This window comes from Streptomyces sp. NPDC001617 (assembly GCF_053596855.1).
The window spans coordinates 1-21754 of record NZ_JBSFHA010000056.1; the positions used below are offsets into that span (position 1 = coordinate 1).

The window sequence follows — 21754 nt, forward strand, 5'->3', positions numbered from 1 at the left end:
CAACGCGGCTGGGGGTCCCCCCACGCCATCAAGGCAGTGGGGGAGCGCGTGCCAGGCCCCCCGAGACGCCGAGCTGATCCGCCGGACACCCCCTAACGCCCGTCAGACCGGCACTTCTCAGGTCAGCCCGGCGGCTCGAGCACGCTCGACCGCCGGGCCGATCGCCTTCGCGACGGCCTCCACGTCGGTCTCCGTGGAGGTGTGGCCGAGGGAGAAGCGGAGGGTGCCGCGGGCCAGGTCCGGTTCGGTGCCGATCGCCAGCAGGACATGGCTGGGCTGGGCGACGCCCGCGGTGCAGGCGGAGCCCGTCGAGCACTCGATGCCCTGGGCGTCGAGAAGCAGGAGCAGGGAGTCGCCCTCGCAGCCGGGGAAGGTGAAGTGGGCGTTGGCCGGCAGACGCCCGCCCGGTGCCGGGTCGCCGCCGAGGATCGCGTCGGGGACGGCCGTACGCACCGACTCGACCAGGGCGTCGCGCAGGGTGCCGATCTCGCCCGCGAACCACTCGCGTTGTTCGGCCGCGAGCCGGCCGGCGACGGCGAAGGAGACGATCGCGGGGACGTCGAGGGTGCCGGAGCGGACATGGCGCTCCTGGCCGCCGCCGTGCAGGACCGGTACGGGGGTGTACTCGCGGCCGAGGAGCAGGGCGCCGATGCCGTACGGACCGCCGACCTTGTGGCCGGAGACCGTCATCGCGGCGAGGCCGGAGGCGGCGAAGTCGACGGGGACCTGGCCGAAGGCCTGCACCGCGTCGGCATGCAGCGGGACGCCGAACTCCTTCGCCACGTCGGCCAGTTCACGGACCGGCATGATGGTGCCGATCTCGTTGTTGGCCCACATCACGGTGGCCAGAGCGACGTCCTCGGGGTCGCGGGCGAGGGCCTCGCGCAGGGCGTCGGGGTGGACCCGGCCGTAGGAGTCGACGGGGAGGTACTCGACGGTCGCTCCCTCGTGTTCGCCCAGCCAGTGCACGGCGTCGAGGACGGCGTGGTGCTCGACGGGGCTGGCCAGGACGCGGGTGCGGCGGGGGTCGGCGTCGCGGCGGGACCAGTACAGGCCCTTCACCGCGAGGTTGTCGGCCTCGGTGCCGCCGGAGGTGAAGACGACCTCGCTGGGGCGGGCGCCGAGGGCTTCCGCGAGGGTCTCGCGGGATTCCTCGACCGTACGGCGGGCCTTGCGGCCGGATGCGTGGAGGGAGGAGGCGTTGCCCGTGATGCTCAGCTGGGCCGTCATCGCTTCGACTGCCTCGGGGAGCATCGGGGTGGTCGCGGCGTGGTCGAGGTATGCCATGGTGCGACGATTCTACGGGCCGACTCGAGAAGCCTCGCCGTGAGGTTGCCCGGAGCCGCGGCTCGGTTGCGCCTTGCCCGCGTTGCCGTTGGCGTCGGTGGCGCTGTGCCCGGCGGTCTCGGCCGCGCCCTGTCGTCCTCAGGGCCCACAGCCGTCGGTCACGGTGCGTTCCTCAGGGTCACAGGCTCCAGGAAACCGTGTTGGACATCTGCATCACGATCGCCAGGACCGCGAGGTCGGCCACGCCCAGGGTCAGGCCGAGGAACGCGCGGCCGCGGCGCTTGGTGCCGCGCCACAGGGCCACGCCGGCGAGGGCGATGGCGATCGGGCCGAGGAAGACGTTCAGGACGAGGAGGCCAAGGAGGCCGAGGATGAAGGACGCGACGGCCATGCCGTCGGCGTCACGGCGGGCGCGGGTGGGAGCGGTGGTGCCGGTGGCGGCAGGGGCGGTGAGTTGCATGGCGGGTCAGCTCCAGACTGACGGAGGGACGGTGGGGCGGCGGGTCAGTTGGTGCGGCGGCCGTGGCGCTCGCGGAGCGCGAAGATGCCGAGCCAGGCGGCGATGAAGGCGGCCGCGACGAGCGTGAAGGCGAACGGCGCGTGGGCCACGGTGCCCAGCACGGCGCCGAAGAGCAGAAGAGCGGCGACAAGGAACAGCATGGGATGGATCCCCCTCCGGGACGCCTCGTAGGACGACTCTCGTTACAGTTCGGTGAACAGTTGTAGTAACACTTGTTCACTGACTCCAGAGTCTAGCGCGCTTCCCGGCTTTCCAAATCCAGAGAACAGTTGTTAACTGGATGACATGAGTCACACCCTCGGCATCCGGCAGGCCCAGAAGCAGAAGACCAGGCAGGCGCTCCTCGACGCGGCGCTCGGTCTGCTGGAGGAGCAGAGCCTGAGCAGCCTGGGCCTGCGCGAGGTCACCCGAGCCGTCGGCGTCGCCCCGACCGCCTTCTACCGGCACTTCCGCTCCACCGCGGATCTCGGCGTGGCCCTGGTCGAGGAGGCGCTGGGCAGTCTGCATCCGATGATCCGTACGACGGTGACCGCGGCGGACAGCAGCGACGAACGCATAGCGCGCGCCATCCAGTTGATCGCCGGCCATGTGGACGCGTACCCCGCCCATGTCCGGTTCATCGCCCGTGAGCGACACGGCGGAGTCCAGCCGGTGCGCGAGGCCATCCGGGACCAACTCGTCCGGTTCGCCGAGGAGGTGAGCGCCGAACTCGCCAAGGACCCCGCGTCCGACGGCTGGAGCGAGGACGACCTGCTGATGCTGGCCCATCTGTATGTCGACCAGATGCTGATCACCGCTTCCCTGTTCCTGGAGACCCTGGAGGGCACCGAGGAGGACCGGGAGCACGTCACCCAGGTCGCGACCCGGCAGATGCGGCTGATCAGCATCGGACGGCATCACTGGCTGGGCTAGCCAGGACGTACGAGAGGGGCGGCACCCCCGTCCACCGGGAGTGCCGCCCCTCTCGTACGACGTACCAGGTCAGCTCTTCTTCGTGGCCGCCTGGCTCGGCGCACCGCTGGGCGCGCCACTGGGCGCCGCCCCGCCCTGGCCTCCACCGCCACCACAGCCGCCGCCCGGACCGCCCTGGCCGCCGCCCTGCCCGCCGCCGGGGCCACCACTGGGCGCACCGCTGGGCATGCCCGACGGCTTACCGGTCGGCTTGGTGCCCGCCTTGCCGGTCGGCGCTCCCGACGGGGCACCGCTCGGCATGCCCGAGGCGTTGCCGGAGGGCGCCGAACAGGCCTGCTGCTGGCCGGAGTTGCCGCTGTTCGAGGACGACGACGAGCCGCTTGAACCGCAGGCCGCCAGGACCAGGGGCGAGAGCGCCAGCAGGGCCACCGCGGGAACGAGACGCACACGCTTCATGAGAAACAACTCCAGGGAAGATGAGAGTTCTTGAGGCGGGCACTCAATCAACGGCGCTTAGGGCTTCCTTGAGCCCCCACTGTCCCCGGCCTGTGATTCAGGTAAAGCGCGACCCAAGAAACCCATCTGACCTGCTGCTTCACATCTCCGCGTCGCCTACCCGCTGGTACAAGTCCGTGACAGAAGCGGCCGCCGCCGCCAGCTCGGCGCGCACTTCGGGCGGCGAGAGCACCTCCACGTGGTCGACGAACTGAAGGAGTTGGCGGGCCTCGCGGACGACGGTGTACGACAGCCGTGCGGTCGCCCACTCGTCCTCGCCCTCGGCGTCGGGGAGTTCGGCGAGGTACGCGGCGTTCAGGCGCAGGAACATGTCGAGGCGGCTGCGCCGGACCCGCACCACCACGTCCAGCCCGCCGGGCCGTTCCTCGACCTGGCGGCGCAACAGCTCCCAGACGTCGGCGAGTTCGACCCCGGCGCGGCGGCGCACCGCGTCCTCCAGGACCGTGGCCGACCGCACCCGGTCGGCGCGGAAGAGCCGCGGTTTCGCACGGCGGTCGGCGACCAGATACCAGACACCGGCCTTCGAGACGAGCCCGTACGGGTCCACGGTGTACGTCCGCGCCTCCTGCTCCCCGCCGTGCCGGTACCGCAGCCGCAGCCTCCGGTCGGCGAACACGGCGTCCTGCAGCACCTCCAGGTCGACCGCCTTCTGCGGGCCGCCCTTCCAGCGTGTGGCGTCGACGAGGATGCGTCGGCTGGTCACCTCGGCGGCGGGGCGGTACGGCGCCGGCAGCGCGGCCATCACCTTGCGCAGCGCCGAGCCGAGGGCCGCGTCCAGGCCGAGCGCGGCGTGCGCCCCCTGTGCGGCCAGGATGAACAGCGCGCGGGACTCGTCGGCGGTCAGACCGGTCACGTCCGTACGGAACCCGGCGAGCAGCTCGATGCCGCCGTGCCGCCCGCGCTCCGCGTAGACGGGGACCCCGGAGGCCGACAGCGCCTCGACGTCCCGGTAGATGGTCCGCACCGACACCTCGAGCCGCTCGGCGAGTTCATGCGCGGGGACGCGCCCGCGGGTCTGCAGGAGCAGCAGGATCGAGAGCAGACGGTCGGACTTCACGGCACCAGAATCCCCGCTGCGGAAGCCCACGGCAAATGTTGACGGAAACTGTCAAGTTATGCGGCGATCCTCGGCGTACCGACTCACGAAGGAGCGACGATGAACGCCATCGACCCCCGCCCCCTGTACACCCGCGCCACCGAGCAGGCGGCCGCACTCATCGCGACGGTACGGCCCGAGCAGCTCGACGGCCCCACGCCCTGTACCGAGTTCGACGTCCGCACGCTCCTCGGTCACATGGTCGGCGGCACCCGGCGGATCGCGGTCGTCGGCGAGGGCGGCGACGGCATGGCCGTACACCCCTTCGCCGAGGGGGTGCGGGACGAGGAGTGGACGGCGGCCTACGACGAGGTCCGCATCCGCGTCCTCAAGGCCTGGGAGAGCGACGCGCGCATGGAGGCGCCGGTGCGGGTGCCGTGGGGCGAGGTGCCCGGGCGGGCGGCCCTGTCGGGGTATGTGATGGAGCTGGTGACCCACACCTGGGACCTGTCCGAGTCGCTGGGGCACCCGGTCCACCTCGACCCGGAACTCGCCGAGTTCGCGCTCGCCACGGCCCGCCGCGTGCTGCCCGACCGGCAGCGGGACGCCGACACCCCGTTCGCCGCCGCCCTGCCGGCCCCCGAAGGAGCCGACGGCTACGGGCAGTTGGCGGCCTGGCTGGGCCGGGAGTCGCTCAGCCGAGCCTGACCCGCGCGAGCTGGCGGGACTGGGCGACCAGGCGGTCTTCGCTGTCCCACACCTCGGCGTCCTCCTCCAGGAAGCCGCCGGCGAGGTTGCGGGTGGTGATGGAGACGCGCAGCGGGCCCGGGGCCGGGCGGCAGCGGATGTGGACCGTGAGTTCGACCGTCGGAACCCAGCCCTTCAGGCCGAGTTCGAAGGCGGTGGGCGGAAGGGCGTCCACGGCCAGGAGCAGGGAGAGCGGGTCCGCGTCACGGCCGTCGGCCAGACCGAACCAGGCCCGCATCTCGCCCTTGCCGGAGGGGGCGCCGAGCGCCCAGCCCAGGGTCGCCGGGTCCAGTTTGATCATCAGACGGTCGGCGATGGCCGAGCTGCCGGGCATGGGCGTGGGGCTGTCCTGTGGACCGAAGCAGTGGTCCGGCGGCGGGAACTCGGGCGGCGTGGCCGTCGTACGGATGTCGTCCGGGAGGGCGTCCAGGTCGCCGTAGGAGGCGAGGACGCGGATGCGTTCCACCTCGCGGCCCTGCTCGTCGTGCTGGAAGAGGGAGGCCTGGCCGGTGGAGAGGGTGCGGCCGGTGCGGACGACGTCGGTGCGGACGACCGCCGGGCCCGGCTGGGACGCGGTCAGGTAGTGCGCCGAGATGGTGAAGGGGTCCGTGTGCGGCAGCGCGTCCGCGAGGGCGCGGCCCAGGACGGCCAGGAGGTAGCCGCCATTGACGGCGTTGATGATGGTCCAGCCGGCGGACAGGTCGATGTCGTAGACGCCGGGGGCGCGCACGGTGAGCGCGGTGTCGCGGTCGAACTCGCTGTCGCCGATCGTGGCCCGCTCGGGGGCCGGCGCGGAGGCTGCTTCTGGCATGGATGAACGGTACAACAGGAAATTACTAAGCGGTAGCTTTGAACATGACGGCTGTGTGACACGTGTTCGCCGAAAGCCGCTCCTGGGTGAGATCCCGGCAATTTCTTGGTAAGTGTCCGCACTCGTCCTCAACCTGAAGCCGTGCCACCCCCTCTATGGGGACATGAGCCTCACCGGGACTCCGTTCCTCTACACACTGATCGTGCTGTTCGCGATCGCCCTGATACTGCCGCTCGTGCTGTGGTCGCGGGTGCGCGGGCCACAAGCCCTGCGCACGGCGGCCCGGATGCTGATGCTGTTCTTCGCCCAGGGGACCGCGGTCGCGCTGGTCTTCGTCATGGTCAACAACGCCAACAGCCTCTACGACAACTGGGCCGACCTCCTCGGCACGGGCAACCACGTCCAGCAGGCGGCCAACCTGGGTGCGGACGGCACCGGTGGAATCGCGCTGAAGCGGTTGCCCAGGGTGAAGCAGGCCTTCACCGCGGCCAGTGGGCCCGGGATGCACGGAGTGCGCGAGACACAGCTCAAGGGCCGGGTCTCCGGTGTGAACGCCGAGGTCTACGTCTGGCTGCCGCCGCAGTACGGCGAGCCCGCCTATCGCCACCACAAGTTCCCGGTGGTGGAGCTGCTGCCCGGCTATCCGGGCTCGGCGAAGGCATGGTTCGGGTCGATGCACACGACCCAGCAGCTGGCCCCGCTGATGAAGAACGGCGAGGTCGCCCCGTTCATCCTGGTCGCGCCGCGCACCAACCTGCTGGCCGGCGTGGACACCGGCTGCGCCAACATCCCGGGCACGGTCAACGCCGACAGCTGGCTGAGCATCGACGTACCGAAGATGGTGATGGACAACTTCCGCGCGCTGCCCGCGCCCCGGGGCTGGGCGGTGGCCGGGTACTCGGCCGGCGCGCACTGCGCGGTCAAGCTGGCCGTCGCGCACCCGAACCGCTACATGGCCGCGGTCAGCATGTCCGGCTACAACGACCCGATCGGCGAACGGAACTCGCTCGCCGCGCAGAACCTGACGCTGCGGGCCCAGAACAACCCCTACCTGCTGCTGCGGAAGGCGCTCACCCCGCCGCGGATCGCGCTGTACGTCTCCGGGCAGCCGCACGACGGCTACGAGGCCGGTATCGCCCTCGAACAGATCGCGAAGGCGCCGACGACCGTGCATGTGATCTTCATCCCGAAGAGCGCGGGCGGTCACACCATGGCGCTGTGGCGGCCGCAGGTGGTCCCGTCCTTCCGCTGGCTGTCGGTGGAGATGGGCCAGCACCGGGCCAGGTCCAGGGACACTACTCCTCTCGCACCGTCGACCGCCGGTTCCACGCACGCGGCGCTCGCCAGTGGTACTTCATCGCGAGCAGGCGCAGGACGAAGGCGGTGACGACCGCGAGGCCGCTGGTCAGCGGGGTGAGGGCTTCGTAGCGTATACAGAGGACGACCATGGTGGCTCCGACGATGGCGGGGACCGCGTAGAGGTCGCGGTCCCAACGCAGGAGCGAGGGCACCTCGTTGGCGAGGACGTCCCGCAGCACACCGCCACCGACCGCGGTCGCGAGGCCGAGGGTCGCCGACTGGGTGAGGCCCAGCCCGTACTCGTACGCCTTCGTCGTCCCGGCGACGCAGAACAGACCGAGGCCGGCCGCGTCGAACACGTTGACGGCGACCTGGATGCGCTCGACGTGCGGATGGAGGAAGACCACCATGAGCGCGGCGAGCAGCGGGGTGAGGAAGTAGCCCAGGTCCGTGAAGGCGGCGGGCGGGACGGCGCCGATGATCAGGTCCCTCAGCAGCCCTCCGCCCAGCGCGGTGACCTCGGCGAGCACGGCGATGCCGAAGACGTCGAAGTTCTTGCGGACCGCCAGCAGTGCGCCGGAGATGGCGAACACGAAGATGCCCACGAGGTCGAGCGTGTGCTGGACGGAGGGGCTGAACAGTTGCTGAAGCACCCCCCATTCTTACTCGGGGTCGCTACAGGGCCGGCTTGCCCGTCGTGTAGATCCACTTCTGGAAGAGGTCGTCGAGCTTCTGGCCGCTGACCTTCTCGGCGAGGTGGATGAAGTCGGCGGTGTCGGCGTTGCCGTAGCGGTGGAGCTTCGTCCAGGCGGGCAGCAGCTTGAAGAACGCCGTGTCGCCGATGCGTTCGCGCAGGGCCTGCAGGGTCATCGCACCGCGCTGGTAGACCGCGGAGGCGAACATGGTGTCGCGCTGCGGGTCGGCGACGGTGATCTGCCAGAAGGCGTTGTCGGCGGGGCGGGAGTTGTAGGCGGCCAGGAACGAGTCATGGGCGCTGCGCGTCCCCTGGTGCTCGGCCCACAGCCACTGGGCGTAGCTGGCGAAGCCCTCGTTGAGCCAGATGTCCTTCCAGCGCTCCACGGACACCGAGTCGCCGAACCACTGGTGGGCCAGCTCGTGCACGATCGTCGTCTCGTTGCGCACCGCCGAGTACGCCGGCTTGCTCTGCACCTCCAGCGAGAACCCGGCCTGAGGCATGTCGTCGACGATCGCGCCGGTCTCCTCGAAGGGGTACGGCCCGAAGACCTGCTGCCAGTAGTCGGTGGCGGCGGCCGTGACGGCGTACACGTCGACGCTGTTGCTGTTCGCGAGCACCGGGTCGATGGCGACGTAGATCGGGATGCCGGCCGGGGTCTTCCCGGTCTTCACGTCGAACTTCCCGATGGTGGCGGTCGCGAGGTAGGTCGCCATGGGCCTGCTCTCGCGCCAGTGGGTGTACGTCGAGTCGCCCTTGTCGTACGTCGAGACGAGACGGCCGTTGGAGACACCGGTCAGGCCCTTGGGGGCCTTGATGCGGATGTCGTACGTGGCCTTGTCGTCCGGGTGGTCGCTGGACGGGAACCAGGTGGAGGCGGCGTTGGGTTCACAGGCGACGAAGACGCCGTCGGCGGTCTTCATCCAGCCGTAGTCGGAGCCGAAGACGATGGGACCGTTGAGGGGTTCGGGAACCCCGCCGTAGGTGACGGTGACCTGGAAGTCGTGGCCCTTGCGCAGGAAGTCGCGCGGGGTGATGCGCAGTTCGTCGCCGTCCCGGGTGAACTGGGCGCGTCTGCCGTTCACTTCGATACTGGTGACCTCCAGCTTCTGCAGGTCGAGGTCGAAGGAGGAGAGGTTCTGGGTGGCGCGGGCGGTGAGGGTCGTACGGCCGTCGAGACGGTCGGTGTCCGGGTTGTACGCCACGTCGAGGGTGTAGTGGCGGGCGTCGAAGCCGCCGTTGCCGAGGTTCGGGAAGTAGGGGTCACCGATGCCGGGGGCGCCCGCGGTGGGGGCGGGCGAGGCGGCGATGACAAGGAAAGAGGCCGCCGCCGTAGCGAGGGCCCCTAAACGTGCCGAACGGGAGAGTCTCATCAGTCGTCCCTTTCGAGCGTGTGCCGATAAGTCGGACACGGACGACTCTGAACTCTCCCGTTCGGTCATGTGCATGACTTTGCCAACTTGTCATGCGTTACTTGTCGGTTGACTCCTGGCTCTCGGCCTCCGGGGTCTCGTCGGCCGTCCGGCGCGAGCCGCCGTTCTCGGCGACCTCCGCCGCCACCGCCACCGAGTTCTCCGCCGACTCCGCGAGCACCTCGTCGGCGATCAGTTCGGCCGCCTCCTTGGCCACGCTCAGCAGGACGGTGTCCTGCGGGGCCTGGTCCGCGAAGTTCTCCGGGTGGTGGCAGGCGACCCGCTGGCCGGGAAGCAGCTCCAGGAGCGGGGGCTCGGTCGTTTTGCAGATCTCCGTCGCCTTCCAGCACCGGGTGTGGAACCGGCAGCCGCTCGGCGGGGAGATCGGCGAGGGCACGTCGCCCTTGAGCAGGATGCGCTCGCTCTTGATGTTCTTCCGCTTCGGGTCCGGGATCGGCACGGCGGACATGAGCGCCTTGGTGTACGGGTGCATCGGCGCCCTGTACAGCGCGTCCCGGTCGGCCAGTTCGACGATCTTGCCGAGGTACATCACCGCGATACGGTCCGAGACGTGCCGCACCACCGAGAGGTCGTGCGCGATGATCACGTACGTCAGACCCAGCTCCTGCTGGAGGTCGTCCAGCAGATTGACGACCTGCGCCTGGATCGACACGTCGAGGGCCGACACCGGCTCGTCCGCCACGACCAGCTTCGGGTTCAGGGCGAGCGCACGGGCTATGCCGATGCGCTGGCGCTGACCGCCGGAGAACTCGTGCGGATAGCGGTTGTAGTGCTCGGGGTTGAGGCCCACGACCGACAGCAGCCGCTGGACCTCCTTCTTGACGCCGCCCTCGGGCTCGACACCCTGCAGCCGGAAGGGGGCGCCGACGATCGTGCCGATCGTGTGGCGCGGGTTCAGCGAGGAGTACGGGTCCTGGAAGATCATCTGCACATCGCGGCGCAGCGGACGCATGCCGCCGACGCCGAGGTGCGTGATGTCCTTGCCCTCGAACTCGACCGTGCCGCCCGTCGGTTCGAGCAGCCGGGTGATCAGCCGGCCCATGGTCGACTTGCCGCAGCCCGACTCGCCCACGACGCCGAGCGTCTCGCCCTTGCGGACCTCGAAGTCGATTCCGTCGACGGCGCGCACCGCACCGGTCTGCCGCTGGAGCAGACCCTTGCGGATCGGGAAGTGCTTCTGGAGTCCCGACACCTTCAGCAGGACCTCGTGCTCGGCGGCGTCCTGGGCGAGGGTGGCACCGTCGCCCTGCGCGGGCATGGTCGCTTCTTTTTCGTCGCTCACAGCTTCGGCGCAATCTCTTCGGTCCAGATACGCTCCCGCTGCTCCTGCGTCATGTGGCAGGCGGCCCAGTGCTGGCTGCCGACCTCGGTCAGCTCGGGGCGGACCGTGCGGGTGACGTTGTCCTTGGGGATGTCGGCGTACGGGCAGCGCGGGTTGAACGGGCAGCCGGACGGGACGTTGATCAGGGACGGCGGGGAGCCGTCGATCGGGACGAGCCGCTCCGTGTCCTCGCGGTCGAGACGCGGCATCGAGCCGAGCAGACCCCAGGTGTAGGGGTGGCGGGGCTCGGAGAACACCGACTCGGCCGGACCGCGCTCCACGGGCCGGCCCGCGTACATGACCAGCAGCTCGTCGGCCATCTCGGCGACGACACCGAGGTCGTGCGTGATCATGATGACTGCGGAGCCGAACTCCTTCTGCAGATCCCGGATCAGGTCGAGGATCTGCGCCTGGACGGTCACGTCCAGGGCGGTCGTCGGCTCGTCCGCGATCAGCAGCTCGGGGTTGTTGACCAGCGACATCGCGATCATCGCGCGCTGACGCATACCGCCGGAGAACTCGTGCGGGTAGCCGTCCACGCGCTTGTCCGGCTCCGGGATGCCCACGCGGTCCAGCATCTCGATGGCCCGCTGCTTGGCCACCTTCTTGTTCACGTTGTGGTGGACCCGGTAGGCCTCGATGATCTGCTGGCCGACGCTGTAGAACGGGTGCATCGCCGACAGCGGGTCCTGGAAGATCATCGCCATCTTGCGTCCGCGCAGCCGGCGCACGTCGTCGGGGTCGGCCCCGATCAGCTCCTCGCCGTCCAGCCAGACCTCGCCGGAGACCTTGGCGTTGGTGGACGAGCGGTGCAGCCCCATGATGCCCAGCGAGGTCACCGACTTGCCGGAGCCCGACTCACCGACTATGCCCAGGGTCTGGCCGCGGCGCAGGTCGAAACTGACGCCGTCGACCGACTTGACGAGACCGTCGAAGGTGTCGAAGTGGATACGCAGATCGCGGACGGAGAGGAACGCGTCGTCGGCGTCGGACGGGGCGACGGGGGCCGGTTCGCCCAGCGCCGCCTTTTCGAGCTTGCTCACGAGTACCTCACGCGGGGGTCGATGGCTGCGTAGACCAGGTCGACGATGAGATTGCAGAAGACGATGAAGAACGCGGCGACCAGGGTCACGCCCATCACGATGGGCAGATCGTTGTCCTTGATCGCCTGGATCGAGTAGGCACCGATGCCCTGCAGGGAGAACACCGTCTCCGTCAGCACCGCCGTGCCGATCAGAGTGCCGAAGTCCATGCCGAAGATGGTGACGATGGGCGTCAGCGCGGCCCGCAGGCCGTGCTTGGTGACCACCGTGCGCTCCTTGAGGCCCTTGGCCCGCGCCGTGCGGATGTAGTCCTCTCCCATGGTCTCCAGCATGCCCGCCCGGGTGAGCCGGGCGTAGAGGGCGGAGAAGAGGAACGCGAGGCTGATCCACGGCAGCAGCAGATGCCAGGCCCAGTCGGCCGGGTTCTGGGTGAACGGCACATAGTCCGTGCTGTCCCAGATGGGCCACTGGTAGACGAAGAGCGCGTTGATCACCTGGCCGGTGAAGAAGATCGGGAGCGAGACGCCGGCGAGCGCGATGAACATCGAGATGCGGTCCACCGGCTTGCCCTTGCGCAGCGCCGAGATGACACCGGTCGTCACACCGAAGATCACCCAGATCACCGCCGCACCGACGGCCAGCGAGAAGGAGACCGGGATGCGCTGGGTGAGCTGGGGCCAGACCTCGACGTGGCTCTTGAAGGAGTAGCCGAAGCAGGGGGCGCTGCAATGCGACGCATCGGGACCGAACTTGTAGTCGGCGCCCACGAACAGGCCCTTGATGTAGTCCCAGTACTGGATGACGATGGGCTGGTCGAAGCCCAGGTTCTTCTTGATCGCGGCGACGGACTCGGGATTGGCGTCCTTGCCGACGTACTGGGTGGCCAGCTGGGTGGCCGTCTGGCCGCCGAGACGAGGGACCAGGAAGAAGATGGCGAACGTGACTGCGCTGACCACCAGCAGCAGTACAAATGCGCCCAAGACGCGTCGGATGATGTACGCAGCCACAGCTGTCCGGCTCCGGGCGGCCGGGACGGGGTTTTCCGTCCCGGCCGCCCGGTGCCTTCACCTGCCTTTCAGGGGGATCCGGCCTGTGCTTACTTCGACGAACTCAGCAGCAGGTAGTCGTACATACCGAGGTACGCCTGCGTGACCGTGACGTTGGTCGCGGACGTCGGCCGGAGCAAGAGGTTCTTGCGGTAGACCAGCGGGACGACCGAGGCGTTGTCGAGCACCATCTTGTCGATGTCGCCCCACGCCTTGGTGCGGGCCGCCGAGTCGGTGTTGGCGATCGCGGCCTTCAGAGCGGCGTTGATCTTCGGGTCGTTCAGCTCCATCAGGTTGTTGCCACCCGACGGCTTGATGGCCGCACCGTCGACGATCTGGTCCAGGAAGCCGTAGCCGGTCGGCCAGTCGGCACCCCACGCCATGGAGAGCATGCCCAGCTTGTGCTGGTGGACGTAGCTCGGGACACCGGCGAAGTTGGCGAAGTACTTGCCGGAGGGGAACTGCTTGATGTCGACGTTGATGCCGACGCTCTTGAGCGAGTTCTGGATGGCCGTGGCCTGCGCGATCTCGGCAGGACGGTCGGAGCGGGCGGTCAGCGTGGTGGAGAAGCCGTTCGGCTTGCCGCAGAGCTTGAGCTCCGCCTTGGCCTTGGCCGCGTCACCCTTGTGCCCGGCGGACGGGTAGGTGTCGAACTTGGTGTAGCCGTTGACCGACGGCGGCAGCAGCGTGGTGGCCACGTCGCCCTTCGGCGAACCGCCGATGGCGTCGAGGATCGACTGCTTGTCGACCGCCCACTGAACGGCCTTGCGGCAGTGGACGTTGTCGAACGGTGCCACGTGGACGTTCAGCGCGATGTACGACGTCGCACCCGCGTAGGAGTTGTCCGTCTGCTTGGCGTACTTGCCGCTCAGCACCTTCGGCTGGGTCTGCGGCTGGACGCCGGTACCCGCGATGTCACCGGTGATCTTGTCGGCCAGCAGGTCGTTGTCGATGGTGACCGGGTTGACCTTGAACTTGACCGTGATCTTGTCCGGCAGCGCCTTGCGGACGGTGTCGGTCTTCTGGTCCCAGTTCGTGTTGCGGACGAGGGTGGCGCTGCGGCCCTCCTCGTACGACTGGAACTTGTAGGGGCCCGAGGACACGATGTGCTGCACGTACTTCGCACCGTCGTCCTTCGCAGCCGGCACGGGGGCCGTCTGCGAGAAGGTCGCCAGGTAGTCGAAGTCGGCGAACGGCTGGTTCAGCTTGAAGACGATCGTCCGGTCGTCCGGGGTCTCGATCGACTTCAGGCCGTCGGCGGACTTGTCCTTGTAGGGACCCTTGTACTTGTCGCCGCCCTGCAGGTAGGCCTTGAAGTACGTGGGGCCGTTGGACAGGGCCTCGGGCGCGAAGTTGGAGCGCTCGATGGCGTACTTCACGTCCTTGGACGTGATCGGCGTGCCGTCGTCGAACTTCAGGCCCGAACGCAGGGTGTACGTCCACGTCTTGGCGTCGGCGCTGGGCTTGCCCAGGGACTCCGCCAGGTCGGGGACGACCTGGAGGCCGGCCTTGCCCGCCGCCGGCTTGAACGTGACGAGCGTACGCGCGTAGAGGCGCGAGAAGTTCTGCACGAACCCGTAGTACGTGTTGCCCGGGTCCAGGGAGTCCGGCACGTCGGAGTCCTCCAGCGTGACCGTACCCCCCTTCTTGTTCGACACGTTGACGATGGCGTCGAGCGCCGCGTCCTTCTTGCCGGTGCCGCCACCGCCGCTGCTGTCCTTGCTGCCGCCGCCGCATGCGGCAGCGCCCAGCGAGAGTGCCAGCACCGACGCCACGGCGGCGGTAACCCTTCTCGTCTTCACGTGAGGAAAGCCCCCTCTATCGATGGATCACTTGCTGCGAGGGTCGAGTGCGTCACGCAGCCCGTCACCCAGCAGGTTGAAGGCCAGGACGGTGACGAAGATCGCCAGTCCGGGCACGAACATGTACTGCGGATCCGCTGTGTAGAGATCCACGGCGTTGCTGAGCATCCCGCCCCAGGAGGCCTGCGGCGGAGCGATGCCGACTCCGAGGAAGCTCAGCGCGGCCTCGAAGAGGATGTTCGTCGGAATGATCAGCGTCGAGTAGACGAGGATCGGTGCGACGAGATTGGGGAGCAGTTCCCGGAACAGCACGTAGGGACCACGTGCCCCGAGACTCTGGGCCGCCTCGATGAACTCCCGCCTCCGCAGGCTCATCGTCTGGGCGCGCACGATACGGCCGATGTACGGCCAGCTGAAGAAGCCGATCACGAAGATCAGCACGCAGATGCGCAGCGACAGACCGTTGAGCCCGAAGAAGCCGTCCTGCACGGAGGCGGAGATGGCGATGGCGAACAGGAGCAGCGGGAAGGCGAGGAAGGTGTCCATCAGCTTGCTGATGAAGCTGTCCACCCAGCCGCCGTAGTACCCCGCGACGACACCCAGCACGGTGCCGATGACCACCGACACCACAGTGGCGCCACCGGCGACGAGGAGCGAGACCCAGGAACCGTCGATGATCCGGGCGAGCATGTCGCGGCCGTACTGCGGCTCGACACCGAGCGGGTGCGACCAACTCATGCCGCCCCAGCCACCCTTGGGCGCGAGGAGCGCCGGGTCGATGAGGTTCTGGTGGAACTTGTCGGGGTCGAGCCCGAAGACCCACTCGATCGGCTTGGCCAGGATGGCCATCAGCGTGAGGCAGATGACGACGATGCCGCCCGCCACGGCCACCTTGTCGCGCTTGAACCGTGTCCAGGCGATCTGGGTGAGCGAACGACCTTCGATCTGGCTCTTCTTGGCCCCGGCGAGCACGGCCTCGGGCCGCGCTCCGGCTTCCGCCCCCGTGGTCTCGATCGGTGCGGTCACAATGACCTGACCCCTCCCGCCGGTGGTAACCGGCCTTTGTCCGCCGCTGTGGGCGGCTTGGTTCGCTTGCCTGCTGCGCGGTGGCCGCGGTTGAGTGCGGCCGGATGTGTGAGGCGATCCTCCGATTGGTACCGATCGGTACCTGCATGCAGGACTGGCGGCCTCGCGCCTTCAGGGGAGTCTTCAATGCCCTAGCGATCACGCGCCAGGTCTGATGGAGAAAGTATGCGCAACCGTGATGACGATTGAGGGGTTCCGTTATCCGGACGGCCGGTCGCGGCGGCCGGACACGAGCAATGGGGTACGAAGAGGGTGAATATCACCCTATCCGGCTTCATCTACGCGCGAAGATCCACGCGGGGCGCTGACGCCGCCGGGCCGTTTCTCAGTAGGTCCCGGGACCGGGATAGCCGTACCCGCCCGCCGGCGCCTGGGCCGGTGCGGGGGCGTGGGCCTCGCGGTCGTAGAAGGGGCGGGCGCTCGCCCGCATCCACAGGGCGACCGGGTCGTACTCGTCGGACATCGCGACGGTCGAGACCGGGAGGCCGTCGGGGACCGCGCCGATGGACTGCTGCATCATCGCGCGCACCGAGTCGACGGCGGTGGGGCTGGTGTCGTACACGTCGAGGCCGACGGCGAGATACGGCGCGCCGAGCGCCGGCTGCACCCAGGCGCGGCGCAGTGAGCGGACGGCCGGGGTGCGGTGGGCGTTGTGCGCGAGCAGGGCGTAGAACTGCGGGATCTCGATGGCCGGTTCGGTGAGGCGGAGGGGGCCGGCGGGCTGGCGGTCCAGGCCGGTGGCGATGCGGCGGAGGTCGAGCCAGGGGACGCCGACGCCGCCGCCGGGGGCGTGCGGGTTGAGCCAGAGGCCGTAGTGGTCGGGGTAGAGAGTGCGGGCCACGTCGATGCCCTCGACCACTTCGTACGAGCGGTTCCAGCCGCTGGCGCTCAGTTCCTGGGCGGAGGTGACACAGGGGGCGTAGCCGTAGCCCTCGACGTCCATGTTTCCGTACTGGGCGTCCGGGGAGCCGGACTGGCCGTGCCACAGGAGCATCCAGATCTGGCCGGAACCGGGGGTCGCGAGGGCGCGGAGGAGTGCCTCGTAAGCGTCGTAGCGCCCGGGGGTCACCTGGCGCAGCATGTGCTCGACCGTGCCGGTCGTGGTGCCGCTGGCGCTCACGCGTACCGCCCCTTCTGGAAGTTTCCCCATGTATGGAATGAGTCTAAGCGCCCATTGGCTCGGGGCTTGTTGTGCGACGGCGAGTGCGGGTCGTGTGTGGTTGATCGCGCCCCACGCGGCGGAGCCGCACATCGATACAGCCCCGCACCCCTCAAGGGGTTGATCCCCAGCCCGTCCTAGAAGTGGTCCCTCGTATAGAAAGGGCGTACCCGGTCGCGCATCCATGTCGCCACCGGGTCGTCCGTGACGTCCAGGAGGACCAGGTTGACCGGCCACTGGGTGGGGATCTTGGTGACGGCTCGTTCCAGGGCCTGGAGGGGGAGGGCTCGTAGATCGCCTTCCCACTGGGAGAGTTCCACGCCGACGAACATGACCGGGGCCGCCGTTTCGATGGCCGCGAGGCAGCGGCGGGCCGTGACGACCACGCCTGTCCCGGCGAACTCGGCGGAGGCGACGGCCAGGAAGTCGATCGGGTCCTCCTGCCAGTCCGGCTCGTACAGCTTCACGCGGCCGCCGGAGGTGGGGCCGTCGAGGGCGGTGCGGCCGATGCGGCAGAGTTCGGCGACGGCGGCGGGCGGAAGGGGGACGCCGACCACGCCGTCGGGGTTGATCGCGAGGCCCACGTGCGGGGGCAGGCCGCGGGCGAACTCCACGGCCGGGGCGATCGTGAACGACATATGGCTGCCGACGACCTGGCGGAACTGCTCCTCGGAGCTGAAGACCGGTACATAGGCCTGGCCCTCGATCTCCATCGTGGGCAGGTCGAGGGGGCCACTGTGCGGGCCGCCGCCATTGGGCAGCGGGATCCAGAGGAAGCTGCGGCCCAGGACCTCGATGATCCTGCCGCCCGCGGCGGGAATGCCGAGGGAGGCCGACAGCACCTCCTCCAGCTCGTTGCCGGGCCATCCGCCGTGCGGATGGGGGTGCGCCTGCGTGGGAAAGTCCGCGGGAAGATCCGCCGGGAAGTCCATCTGTCTACGACCGCCTGCTGTAATCCACTGCTGTGGCAGGAAAGGCTAGCGGGTACCGGCGTCGGTGGGTCGGTTCGTGAAGGTGATCCTGCGGAGTACGTCCGCTGCCGGACGGTCCAGCAGGACCGCCGAGCCCACCCCTGCCGGCAGGTCGCCGCGCTCGACGGAGCGGATGAGCCGGGCCGCGGCCGTGCGGTGACGCAGGAAGGCGTAGCGGGAGACGCCCCGGCCGCGCTCGCGCTGGCCCTCCAGGGCCATGCCCGGAGTGACGTCCAGGAGCAACAGGTGCAGGGTGCCGCCGCGGCGGCGGGCCTCGCGGGCCAGCCAGTCGCGGACCCAGGCCTGCGTACCGCAGTCGTGGACCACGACGCCCTCGCCGGAGCGCAGGGCGCGGCGCAGGCCGGCGAAGTGGGCGACGCGGACCAGGGGGCGGTAGAGGGCGTACGGGAGGAGGCCCGGGGCTCGGGCGTCCCAGCGGTCCCGGGTGTCCTGGGAGTCGATACGCAGACCCTTCACCGCGCGGGTCATCAGCGTCGACTTGCCGCTGCCGGGCAGGCCCGTGACGACGACGAGGTCCCGGGGGCCGAAGAGGAGGGCGTGCGGGCTGCGGCCCGAGCGGTCGCGGAGGTCGCGGACGACCGGTGCCGGGCGCTCGTCGCACCGCTCGCGGGCCGGGGCCGTGGGCTGCTTGGGCAGCGCGAGGGCCGAGGTCGTGGCGTACGCCGTGGTCCTTGTCACCGTGATCGTCCTCCCTGTCGGGTCAGGAAAGGTTCTCCCCAACTAATGTAAAGAGAAGGTAATGCACGGCGTCTCGCGGTTCCGTTCGGTTCCGGCCACAGGCCCGTCACAAAAGAGCGGTCTCCCCCGAGCCGACGAGGCGTGCAATGATGTGCGCGCCAACTGCATACCGGCCGTTTGAATCCGCGCGGGAGAGTCCTCAGGAGCAGCGTCTGCTGGGGCGCCGAAGGAGCAAGTCCCTCCCTTGAATCTCTCAGGCCCCGTTACCGCGCGGGCGAGGCACATCTGAAAAGCGGGCCGCTGCGCGCAGTGGCTCCACCCAAGGTGCAAGCCATGACCACGTTCTGGTCATGGCGAACCTCTCAGGTTCCGATGACAGATGGGGAGGAACGACCTCGCCCGTCATGCCTTGGGAGACATCCGTCCGATGAGCAGCACCGAAATCCGTCGTACCGCGCTCGATGCCCTGCATCGTTCGCTCGGCGCGACGATGACCGACTTCGCCGGCTGGGACATGCCGCTGCGTTACGGCTCCGAGCGCGACGAGCACCTCGCCGTGCGCACGAAGGCCGGCCTCTTCGACCTCTCCCACATGGGCGAGATCACCGTGACCGGCCCGGAGGCGGCCCCCCTTCTCAACCACGCGCTGGTCGGCAACATCGCCTCCGTCGGCGTGGGCCGGGCCCGGTACACCATGATCTGCCGGGCCGACGGCGGGATCCTGGACGACCTGATCGTCTACCGGCTCGCCGAGACCGAGTACCTGGTCGTCGCCAACGCCTCCAACGCCCAGGTCGTGCTGGACGCGTTGGCCGAGCGCGCCGCCGGCTTCGACGCCGAGGTGCGCGACGACCGGGACGCCTACGCGCTGATCGCCGTCCAGGGCCCCGAGTCGCCCGGCATCCTCAAGTCGCTCACCGACGCCGACCTCGACGGCCTGAAGTACTACGCCGGTCTGCCGGGGACGGTCGCCGGGGTGCCGGCGCTCATCGCGCGCACCGGCTACACCGGCGAGGACGGCTTCGAGCTGTTCGTCGAGCCCGGGCACGCCGTCGAGTTGTGGCAGGCGCTGACCAAGGCCGGCGAGGGCGTCGGGCTCGTCCCCTGCGGTCTGTCCTGCCGGGACACGCTCCGCCTGGAGGCGGGCATGCCGCTGTACGGGCATGAGTTGTCGACGGCCCTCACCCCCTTCGACGCCGGGCTCGGCCGGGTGGTGAAGTTCGAGAAGGAGGGCGACTTCGTGGGGCGCGAGGCGCTCCAGGAGGCCGCCGAGCGGGCCGCTTCGAGCCCTCCGCGCGTCCTGGTCGGCCTGGTCGCCGAGGGGCGACGGGTGCCGCGTGCCGGGTACGCGGTCGTCGCCGGGGGCGAGGTGATCGGCGAGGTGACGTCCGGTGCGCCCTCCCCCACACTCGGGAAGCCGATCGCGATGGCCTACGTCGATGCCGCGCATGCGGCGCCGGGCACGCCGGGCGTGGGCGTGGACATCCGGGGCAGTCACGAGCCGTACGAGGTCGTGGCGCTGCCCTTCTACAAGCGGCAGAAGTGACACCGCCGTAGCCGACGTTCCGTGACCTCGGGCAGTGACCTCGAGCACATCGTCCCTGCTCACACGCATTGTCAGCAGTCTCCCATTCATCAGCACTCCCCCGCGTACAGGAGAATTCAGGCCATGAGCAACCCCCAGCAGCTGCGCTACAGCAAGGAGCACGAGTGGCTGTCGGGCGCCGAGGACGGCGTCTCGACGGTCGGCATCACCGAGTTCGCGGCCAACGCGCTCGGCGACGTCGTCTACGCCCAGCTTCCCGAGGTGGGCTCCGCCGTGACCGCGGGCGAGACCTGCGGCGAGCTGGAGTCGACGAAGTCGGTCAGCGACCTGTACTCCCCCGTCACCGGTGAGGTCACCGAGATCAACGAGGACGTCGTCAACGACCCGTCCCTGGTCAACTCGGCGCCCTTCGAAGGCGGTTGGCTGTTCAAGGTCCGGGCCACGGAGGAGCCGTCCGACCTGCTCTCCGCCGACGAGTACACCGCCCAGAACGCCGGCTGAGGAGTCGTACCGCCTGATGTCCGTCCTGAACACCCACCTTCACGAGCTCGATCCGGAGATCGCCGCCGCGGTCGACGCCGAGCTGGACCGCCAGCAGTCCACCCTCGAGATGATCGCGTCCGAGAACTTCGCGCCGCTCGCGGTGATGGAGGCCCAGGGCTCGGTCCTGACCAACAAGTACGCCGAGGGCTATCCCGGCCGGCGCTACTACGGCGGCTGCGAGCACGTCGACGTCGCCGAGCAGATCGCCATCGACCGGCTCAAGGAGCTGTTCGGCGCCGAGTACGCCAACGTCCAGCCGCACTCGGGCGCCTCCGCCAACCAGGCCGCGCTGTTCGCCCTGGCCCAGCCCGGCGACACCATCCTGGGCCTGGACCTCGCCCACGGCGGCCACCTCACCCACGGGATGCGGCTGAACTTCTCCGGCAAGCAGTTCAACGTGGTCGCCTACCACGTGGACGATGCCACCGGGCTGGTCGACATGGCCGAGCTGGAGAAGCTGGCCACCGAGCACCGGCCGAAGGTGATCATCGCCGGGTGGTCGGCCTACCCGCGGCAGCTGGACTTCGCCGAGTTCCGGCGGATCGCGGACGCGGTCGGCGCCCACCTGTGGGTCGACATGGCCCACTTCGCGGGTCTGGTGGCGGCCGGGCTGCACCCCAACCCGGTCGAGTACGCCGATGTCGTCACGTCCACCACGCACAAGACGCTGGGCGGCCCGCGCGGCGGCATCATCCTCGCCAAGAAGGACTTCGCGAAGAAGCTCAACTCGTCCGTCTTCCCCGGGTTCCAGGGCGGTCCGCTGGAGCACGTGATCGCGGCGAAGGCGGTGTCCTTCAAGGTCGCCGCGTCGGAGGACTTCAAGGAGCGCCAGCGGCGTACGCTGGACGGCGCGCGCATCCTCGCCGAGCGGCTGACGGCCGCCGACGCGCGCGAGGCCGGCGTGAACGTCCTGTCCGGCGGCACGGACGTGCACCTCATCCTCGTGGACCTGCGTGAGTCCGCACTGGACGGGCAGCAGGCCGAGGACCGGCTGCACGAGGTCGGCATCACCGTCAACCGCAACGCCGTCCCCAACGACCCGCGTCCCCCGATGGTGACCTCGGGTCTGCGGATCGGCACCCCGGCGCTGGCCACCCGCGGCTTCACCGCCGAGGACTTCGCCGAGGTCGCCGACGTGATCGCGGAGGCCCTGAAGCCGTCGTACGACGCGGAGGCGCTCAGGACCCGGGTCAGGGCCCTGGCCGACAAGCACCCGCTGTACCCCGGCCTCAACAAGTAGTCCCCTGGTGGGGGCACCCGGGAACGTGTGCCCCCACCCTCCG

At 69.4% G+C, this 21754-nt stretch carries 22 protein-coding genes and 2 riboswitches; of the genes, 6 read left to right on the forward strand and 16 right to left on the reverse strand.

Features of this window, described 5'->3' with window-relative positions:
- Positions 1-117 precede the first annotated feature (117 nt).
- The 3 genes from ACWC09_RS33840 to ACWC09_RS33850 form a co-directional block, all read right to left on the reverse strand.
- A complete protein-coding gene (locus ACWC09_RS33840) occupies positions 118-1287 on the reverse strand; it encodes a cysteine desulfurase family protein (RefSeq protein ID WP_450854748.1) in 1170 nt (389 codons plus the stop codon).
- 178 nt (positions 1288-1465) lie between these two features.
- A complete protein-coding gene (locus ACWC09_RS33845; protein ID WP_450854749.1) occupies positions 1466-1747 on the reverse strand; it encodes a DUF4190 domain-containing protein in 282 nt (93 codons plus the stop codon).
- Positions 1748-1791: 44 nt separating this feature from the next.
- Positions 1792-1947: a hypothetical protein gene (locus ACWC09_RS33850; RefSeq protein WP_450854750.1), complete on the reverse strand. Its 156-nt coding sequence runs from the start codon at positions 1945-1947 to the stop codon at positions 1792-1794.
- A 145-nt stretch (positions 1948-2092) separates the two neighbouring features.
- On the opposite strand from ACWC09_RS33850, the gene ACWC09_RS33855 reads away from it, so the two are divergent.
- The gene (locus ACWC09_RS33855; protein ID WP_450854751.1) at positions 2093-2719 is read left to right on the forward strand and encodes a TetR family transcriptional regulator; all 627 of its coding nucleotides are present in this window, start codon (positions 2093-2095) and stop codon (positions 2717-2719) included.
- A 69-nt stretch (positions 2720-2788) separates the two neighbouring features.
- Here the strand turns inward: ACWC09_RS33855 and ACWC09_RS33860 are convergent, their stop codons facing one another.
- Positions 2789-3175 carry a hypothetical protein gene (locus tag ACWC09_RS33860; RefSeq protein WP_450854752.1) on the reverse strand — a complete coding sequence of 129 codons (387 nt, stop codon included), beginning with the start codon at positions 3173-3175 and terminating at the stop codon, positions 2789-2791.
- 139 nt (positions 3176-3314) lie between these two features.
- Positions 3315-4292, reverse strand: coding sequence for a helix-turn-helix transcriptional regulator (locus ACWC09_RS33865; protein ID WP_450854753.1), 978 nt, complete (start codon positions 4290-4292; stop codon positions 3315-3317).
- Between the two features lie 99 nt (positions 4293-4391).
- On the opposite strand from ACWC09_RS33865, the gene ACWC09_RS33870 reads away from it, so the two are divergent.
- The gene (locus ACWC09_RS33870; RefSeq protein ID WP_450854754.1) at positions 4392-4979 is read left to right on the forward strand and encodes a TIGR03086 family metal-binding protein; all 588 of its coding nucleotides are present in this window, start codon (positions 4392-4394) and stop codon (positions 4977-4979) included.
- On the opposite strand, the gene ACWC09_RS33875 is transcribed toward ACWC09_RS33870, so the two are convergent.
- Positions 4966-5829, reverse strand: coding sequence for a thioesterase family protein (locus ACWC09_RS33875; protein ID WP_450854755.1), 864 nt, complete (start codon positions 5827-5829; stop codon positions 4966-4968). The genes ACWC09_RS33870 and ACWC09_RS33875 overlap by 14 nt on opposite strands.
- A gap of 163 nt (positions 5830-5992) precedes the next feature.
- Between ACWC09_RS33875 and ACWC09_RS33880 the strand changes: the two genes are divergently transcribed.
- Positions 5993-7216 (forward strand): alpha/beta hydrolase, encoded by a 1224-nt coding sequence (locus ACWC09_RS33880; RefSeq protein ID WP_450854756.1) that lies wholly within the window; start codon positions 5993-5995, stop codon positions 7214-7216.
- Here the strand turns inward: ACWC09_RS33880 and ACWC09_RS33885 are convergent.
- The 10 genes from ACWC09_RS33885 to ACWC09_RS33930 form a co-directional block, all read right to left on the reverse strand.
- On the reverse strand, positions 7125-7781 hold the full coding sequence (locus ACWC09_RS33885; RefSeq protein WP_450854757.1) for a trimeric intracellular cation channel family protein: 657 nt from the start codon (positions 7779-7781) through the stop codon (positions 7125-7127). The two genes, ACWC09_RS33880 and ACWC09_RS33885, sit on opposite strands and share 92 nt — an antisense overlap.
- A gap of 22 nt (positions 7782-7803) precedes the next feature.
- Positions 7804-9195 carry a M1 family metallopeptidase gene (locus ACWC09_RS33890; protein WP_450854758.1) on the reverse strand — a complete coding sequence of 464 codons (1392 nt, stop codon included), beginning with the start codon at positions 9193-9195 and terminating at the stop codon, positions 7804-7806.
- A gap of 97 nt (positions 9196-9292) precedes the next feature.
- Entirely contained in the window at positions 9293-10513 is a 1221-nt protein-coding gene (locus tag ACWC09_RS33895; RefSeq protein ID WP_450854759.1) for an ABC transporter ATP-binding protein, read from the reverse strand.
- Positions 10514-10533: 20 nt separating this feature from the next.
- Positions 10534-11619, reverse strand: coding sequence for an ABC transporter ATP-binding protein (locus ACWC09_RS33900; RefSeq protein ID WP_450854760.1), 1086 nt, complete (start codon positions 11617-11619; stop codon positions 10534-10536).
- Complete coding sequence (locus ACWC09_RS33905) at positions 11616-12626, reverse strand: ABC transporter permease (RefSeq protein ID WP_450854761.1); 1011 nt, start codon at positions 12624-12626, stop codon at positions 11616-11618. The genes ACWC09_RS33900 and ACWC09_RS33905 overlap by 4 nt, the downstream gene beginning before the upstream one ends.
- Before the next feature lie 89 nt (positions 12627-12715).
- Positions 12716-14467 (reverse strand): ABC transporter substrate-binding protein, encoded by a 1752-nt coding sequence (locus ACWC09_RS33910; protein ID WP_450854762.1) that lies wholly within the window; start codon positions 14465-14467, stop codon positions 12716-12718.
- Positions 14468-14494: 27 nt separating this feature from the next.
- A complete protein-coding gene (locus tag ACWC09_RS33915; RefSeq protein ID WP_450854763.1) occupies positions 14495-15493 on the reverse strand; it encodes an ABC transporter permease in 999 nt (332 codons plus the stop codon).
- Between the two features lie 385 nt (positions 15494-15878).
- On the reverse strand, positions 15879-16673 hold the full coding sequence (locus tag ACWC09_RS33920; protein WP_450854764.1) for an enhanced serine sensitivity protein SseB C-terminal domain-containing protein: 795 nt from the start codon (positions 16671-16673) through the stop codon (positions 15879-15881).
- Between the two features lie 176 nt (positions 16674-16849).
- On the reverse strand, positions 16850-17644 hold the full coding sequence (locus ACWC09_RS33925; protein WP_450854765.1) for an enhanced serine sensitivity protein SseB: 795 nt from the start codon (positions 17642-17644) through the stop codon (positions 16850-16852).
- Between the two features lie 45 nt (positions 17645-17689).
- Positions 17690-18382 carry an AAA family ATPase gene (locus ACWC09_RS33930; RefSeq protein ID WP_450854766.1) on the reverse strand — a complete coding sequence of 231 codons (693 nt, stop codon included), beginning with the start codon at positions 18380-18382 and terminating at the stop codon, positions 17690-17692.
- A 178-nt stretch (positions 18383-18560) separates the two neighbouring features.
- Positions 18561-18661, forward strand: a riboswitch (glycine riboswitch).
- A riboswitch (glycine riboswitch) is annotated at positions 18662-18771 on the forward strand. It abuts the riboswitch before it with no gap.
- Positions 18772-18809: 38 nt separating this feature from the next.
- Between ACWC09_RS33930 and gcvT the strand changes: the two genes are divergently transcribed.
- The 3 genes from gcvT to glyA all read left to right on the forward strand — a co-directional run bounded on the left by gcvT (position 18810) and on the right by glyA (position 21711).
- Positions 18810-19928 (forward strand): glycine cleavage system aminomethyltransferase GcvT, encoded by a 1119-nt coding sequence (gene gcvT / locus ACWC09_RS33935; protein WP_450854767.1) that lies wholly within the window; start codon positions 18810-18812, stop codon positions 19926-19928.
- 123 nt (positions 19929-20051) lie between these two features.
- Positions 20052-20429 (forward strand): glycine cleavage system protein GcvH, encoded by a 378-nt coding sequence (gene gcvH, locus ACWC09_RS33940; protein ID WP_450854768.1) that lies wholly within the window; start codon positions 20052-20054, stop codon positions 20427-20429.
- 16 nt (positions 20430-20445) lie between these two features.
- Positions 20446-21711 carry a serine hydroxymethyltransferase gene (gene glyA / locus ACWC09_RS33945; RefSeq protein WP_450854769.1) on the forward strand — a complete coding sequence of 422 codons (1266 nt, stop codon included), beginning with the start codon at positions 20446-20448 and terminating at the stop codon, positions 21709-21711.
- Positions 21712-21754 lie beyond the last annotated feature (43 nt).

Coding starts and splice junctions, on each gene's coding strand:
- ACWC09_RS33860 (WP_450854752.1), bottom strand. CDS start 3,175: ATGAAGCGTGTGCGTCTCGTTCCCGCGGTGGCCCTGCTGGCGCTCTCG.
- ACWC09_RS33855 (WP_450854751.1), top strand. CDS start 2,093: ATGAGTCACACCCTCGGCATCCGGCAGGCCCAGAAGCAGAAGACCAGG.
- ACWC09_RS33880 (WP_450854756.1), top strand. CDS start 5,993: ATGAGCCTCACCGGGACTCCGTTCCTCTACACACTGATCGTGCTGTTC.
- ACWC09_RS33895 (WP_450854759.1), bottom strand. CDS start 10,513: ATGCCCGCGCAGGGCGACGGTGCCACCCTCGCCCAGGACGCCGCCGAG.
- ACWC09_RS33870 (WP_450854754.1), top strand. CDS start 4,392: ATGAACGCCATCGACCCCCGCCCCCTGTACACCCGCGCCACCGAGCAG.
- gcvT (WP_450854767.1), top strand. CDS start 18,810: ATGAGCAGCACCGAAATCCGTCGTACCGCGCTCGATGCCCTGCATCGT.
- ACWC09_RS33840 (WP_450854748.1), bottom strand. CDS start 1,287: ATGGCATACCTCGACCACGCCGCGACCACCCCGATGCTCCCCGAGGCA.
- ACWC09_RS33845 (WP_450854749.1), bottom strand. CDS start 1,747: ATGCAACTCACCGCCCCTGCCGCCACCGGCACCACCGCTCCCACCCGC.
- gcvH (WP_450854768.1), top strand. CDS start 20,052: ATGAGCAACCCCCAGCAGCTGCGCTACAGCAAGGAGCACGAGTGGCTG.
- ACWC09_RS33850 (WP_450854750.1), bottom strand. CDS start 1,947: ATGCTGTTCCTTGTCGCCGCTCTTCTGCTCTTCGGCGCCGTGCTGGGC.
- glyA (WP_450854769.1), top strand. CDS start 20,446: ATGTCCGTCCTGAACACCCACCTTCACGAGCTCGATCCGGAGATCGCC.
- ACWC09_RS33875 (WP_450854755.1), bottom strand. CDS start 5,829: ATGCCAGAAGCAGCCTCCGCGCCGGCCCCCGAGCGGGCCACGATCGGC.
- ACWC09_RS33890 (WP_450854758.1), bottom strand. CDS start 9,195: ATGAGACTCTCCCGTTCGGCACGTTTAGGGGCCCTCGCTACGGCGGCG.
- ACWC09_RS33925 (WP_450854765.1), bottom strand. CDS start 17,644: ATGGACTTCCCGGCGGATCTTCCCGCGGACTTTCCCACGCAGGCGCAC.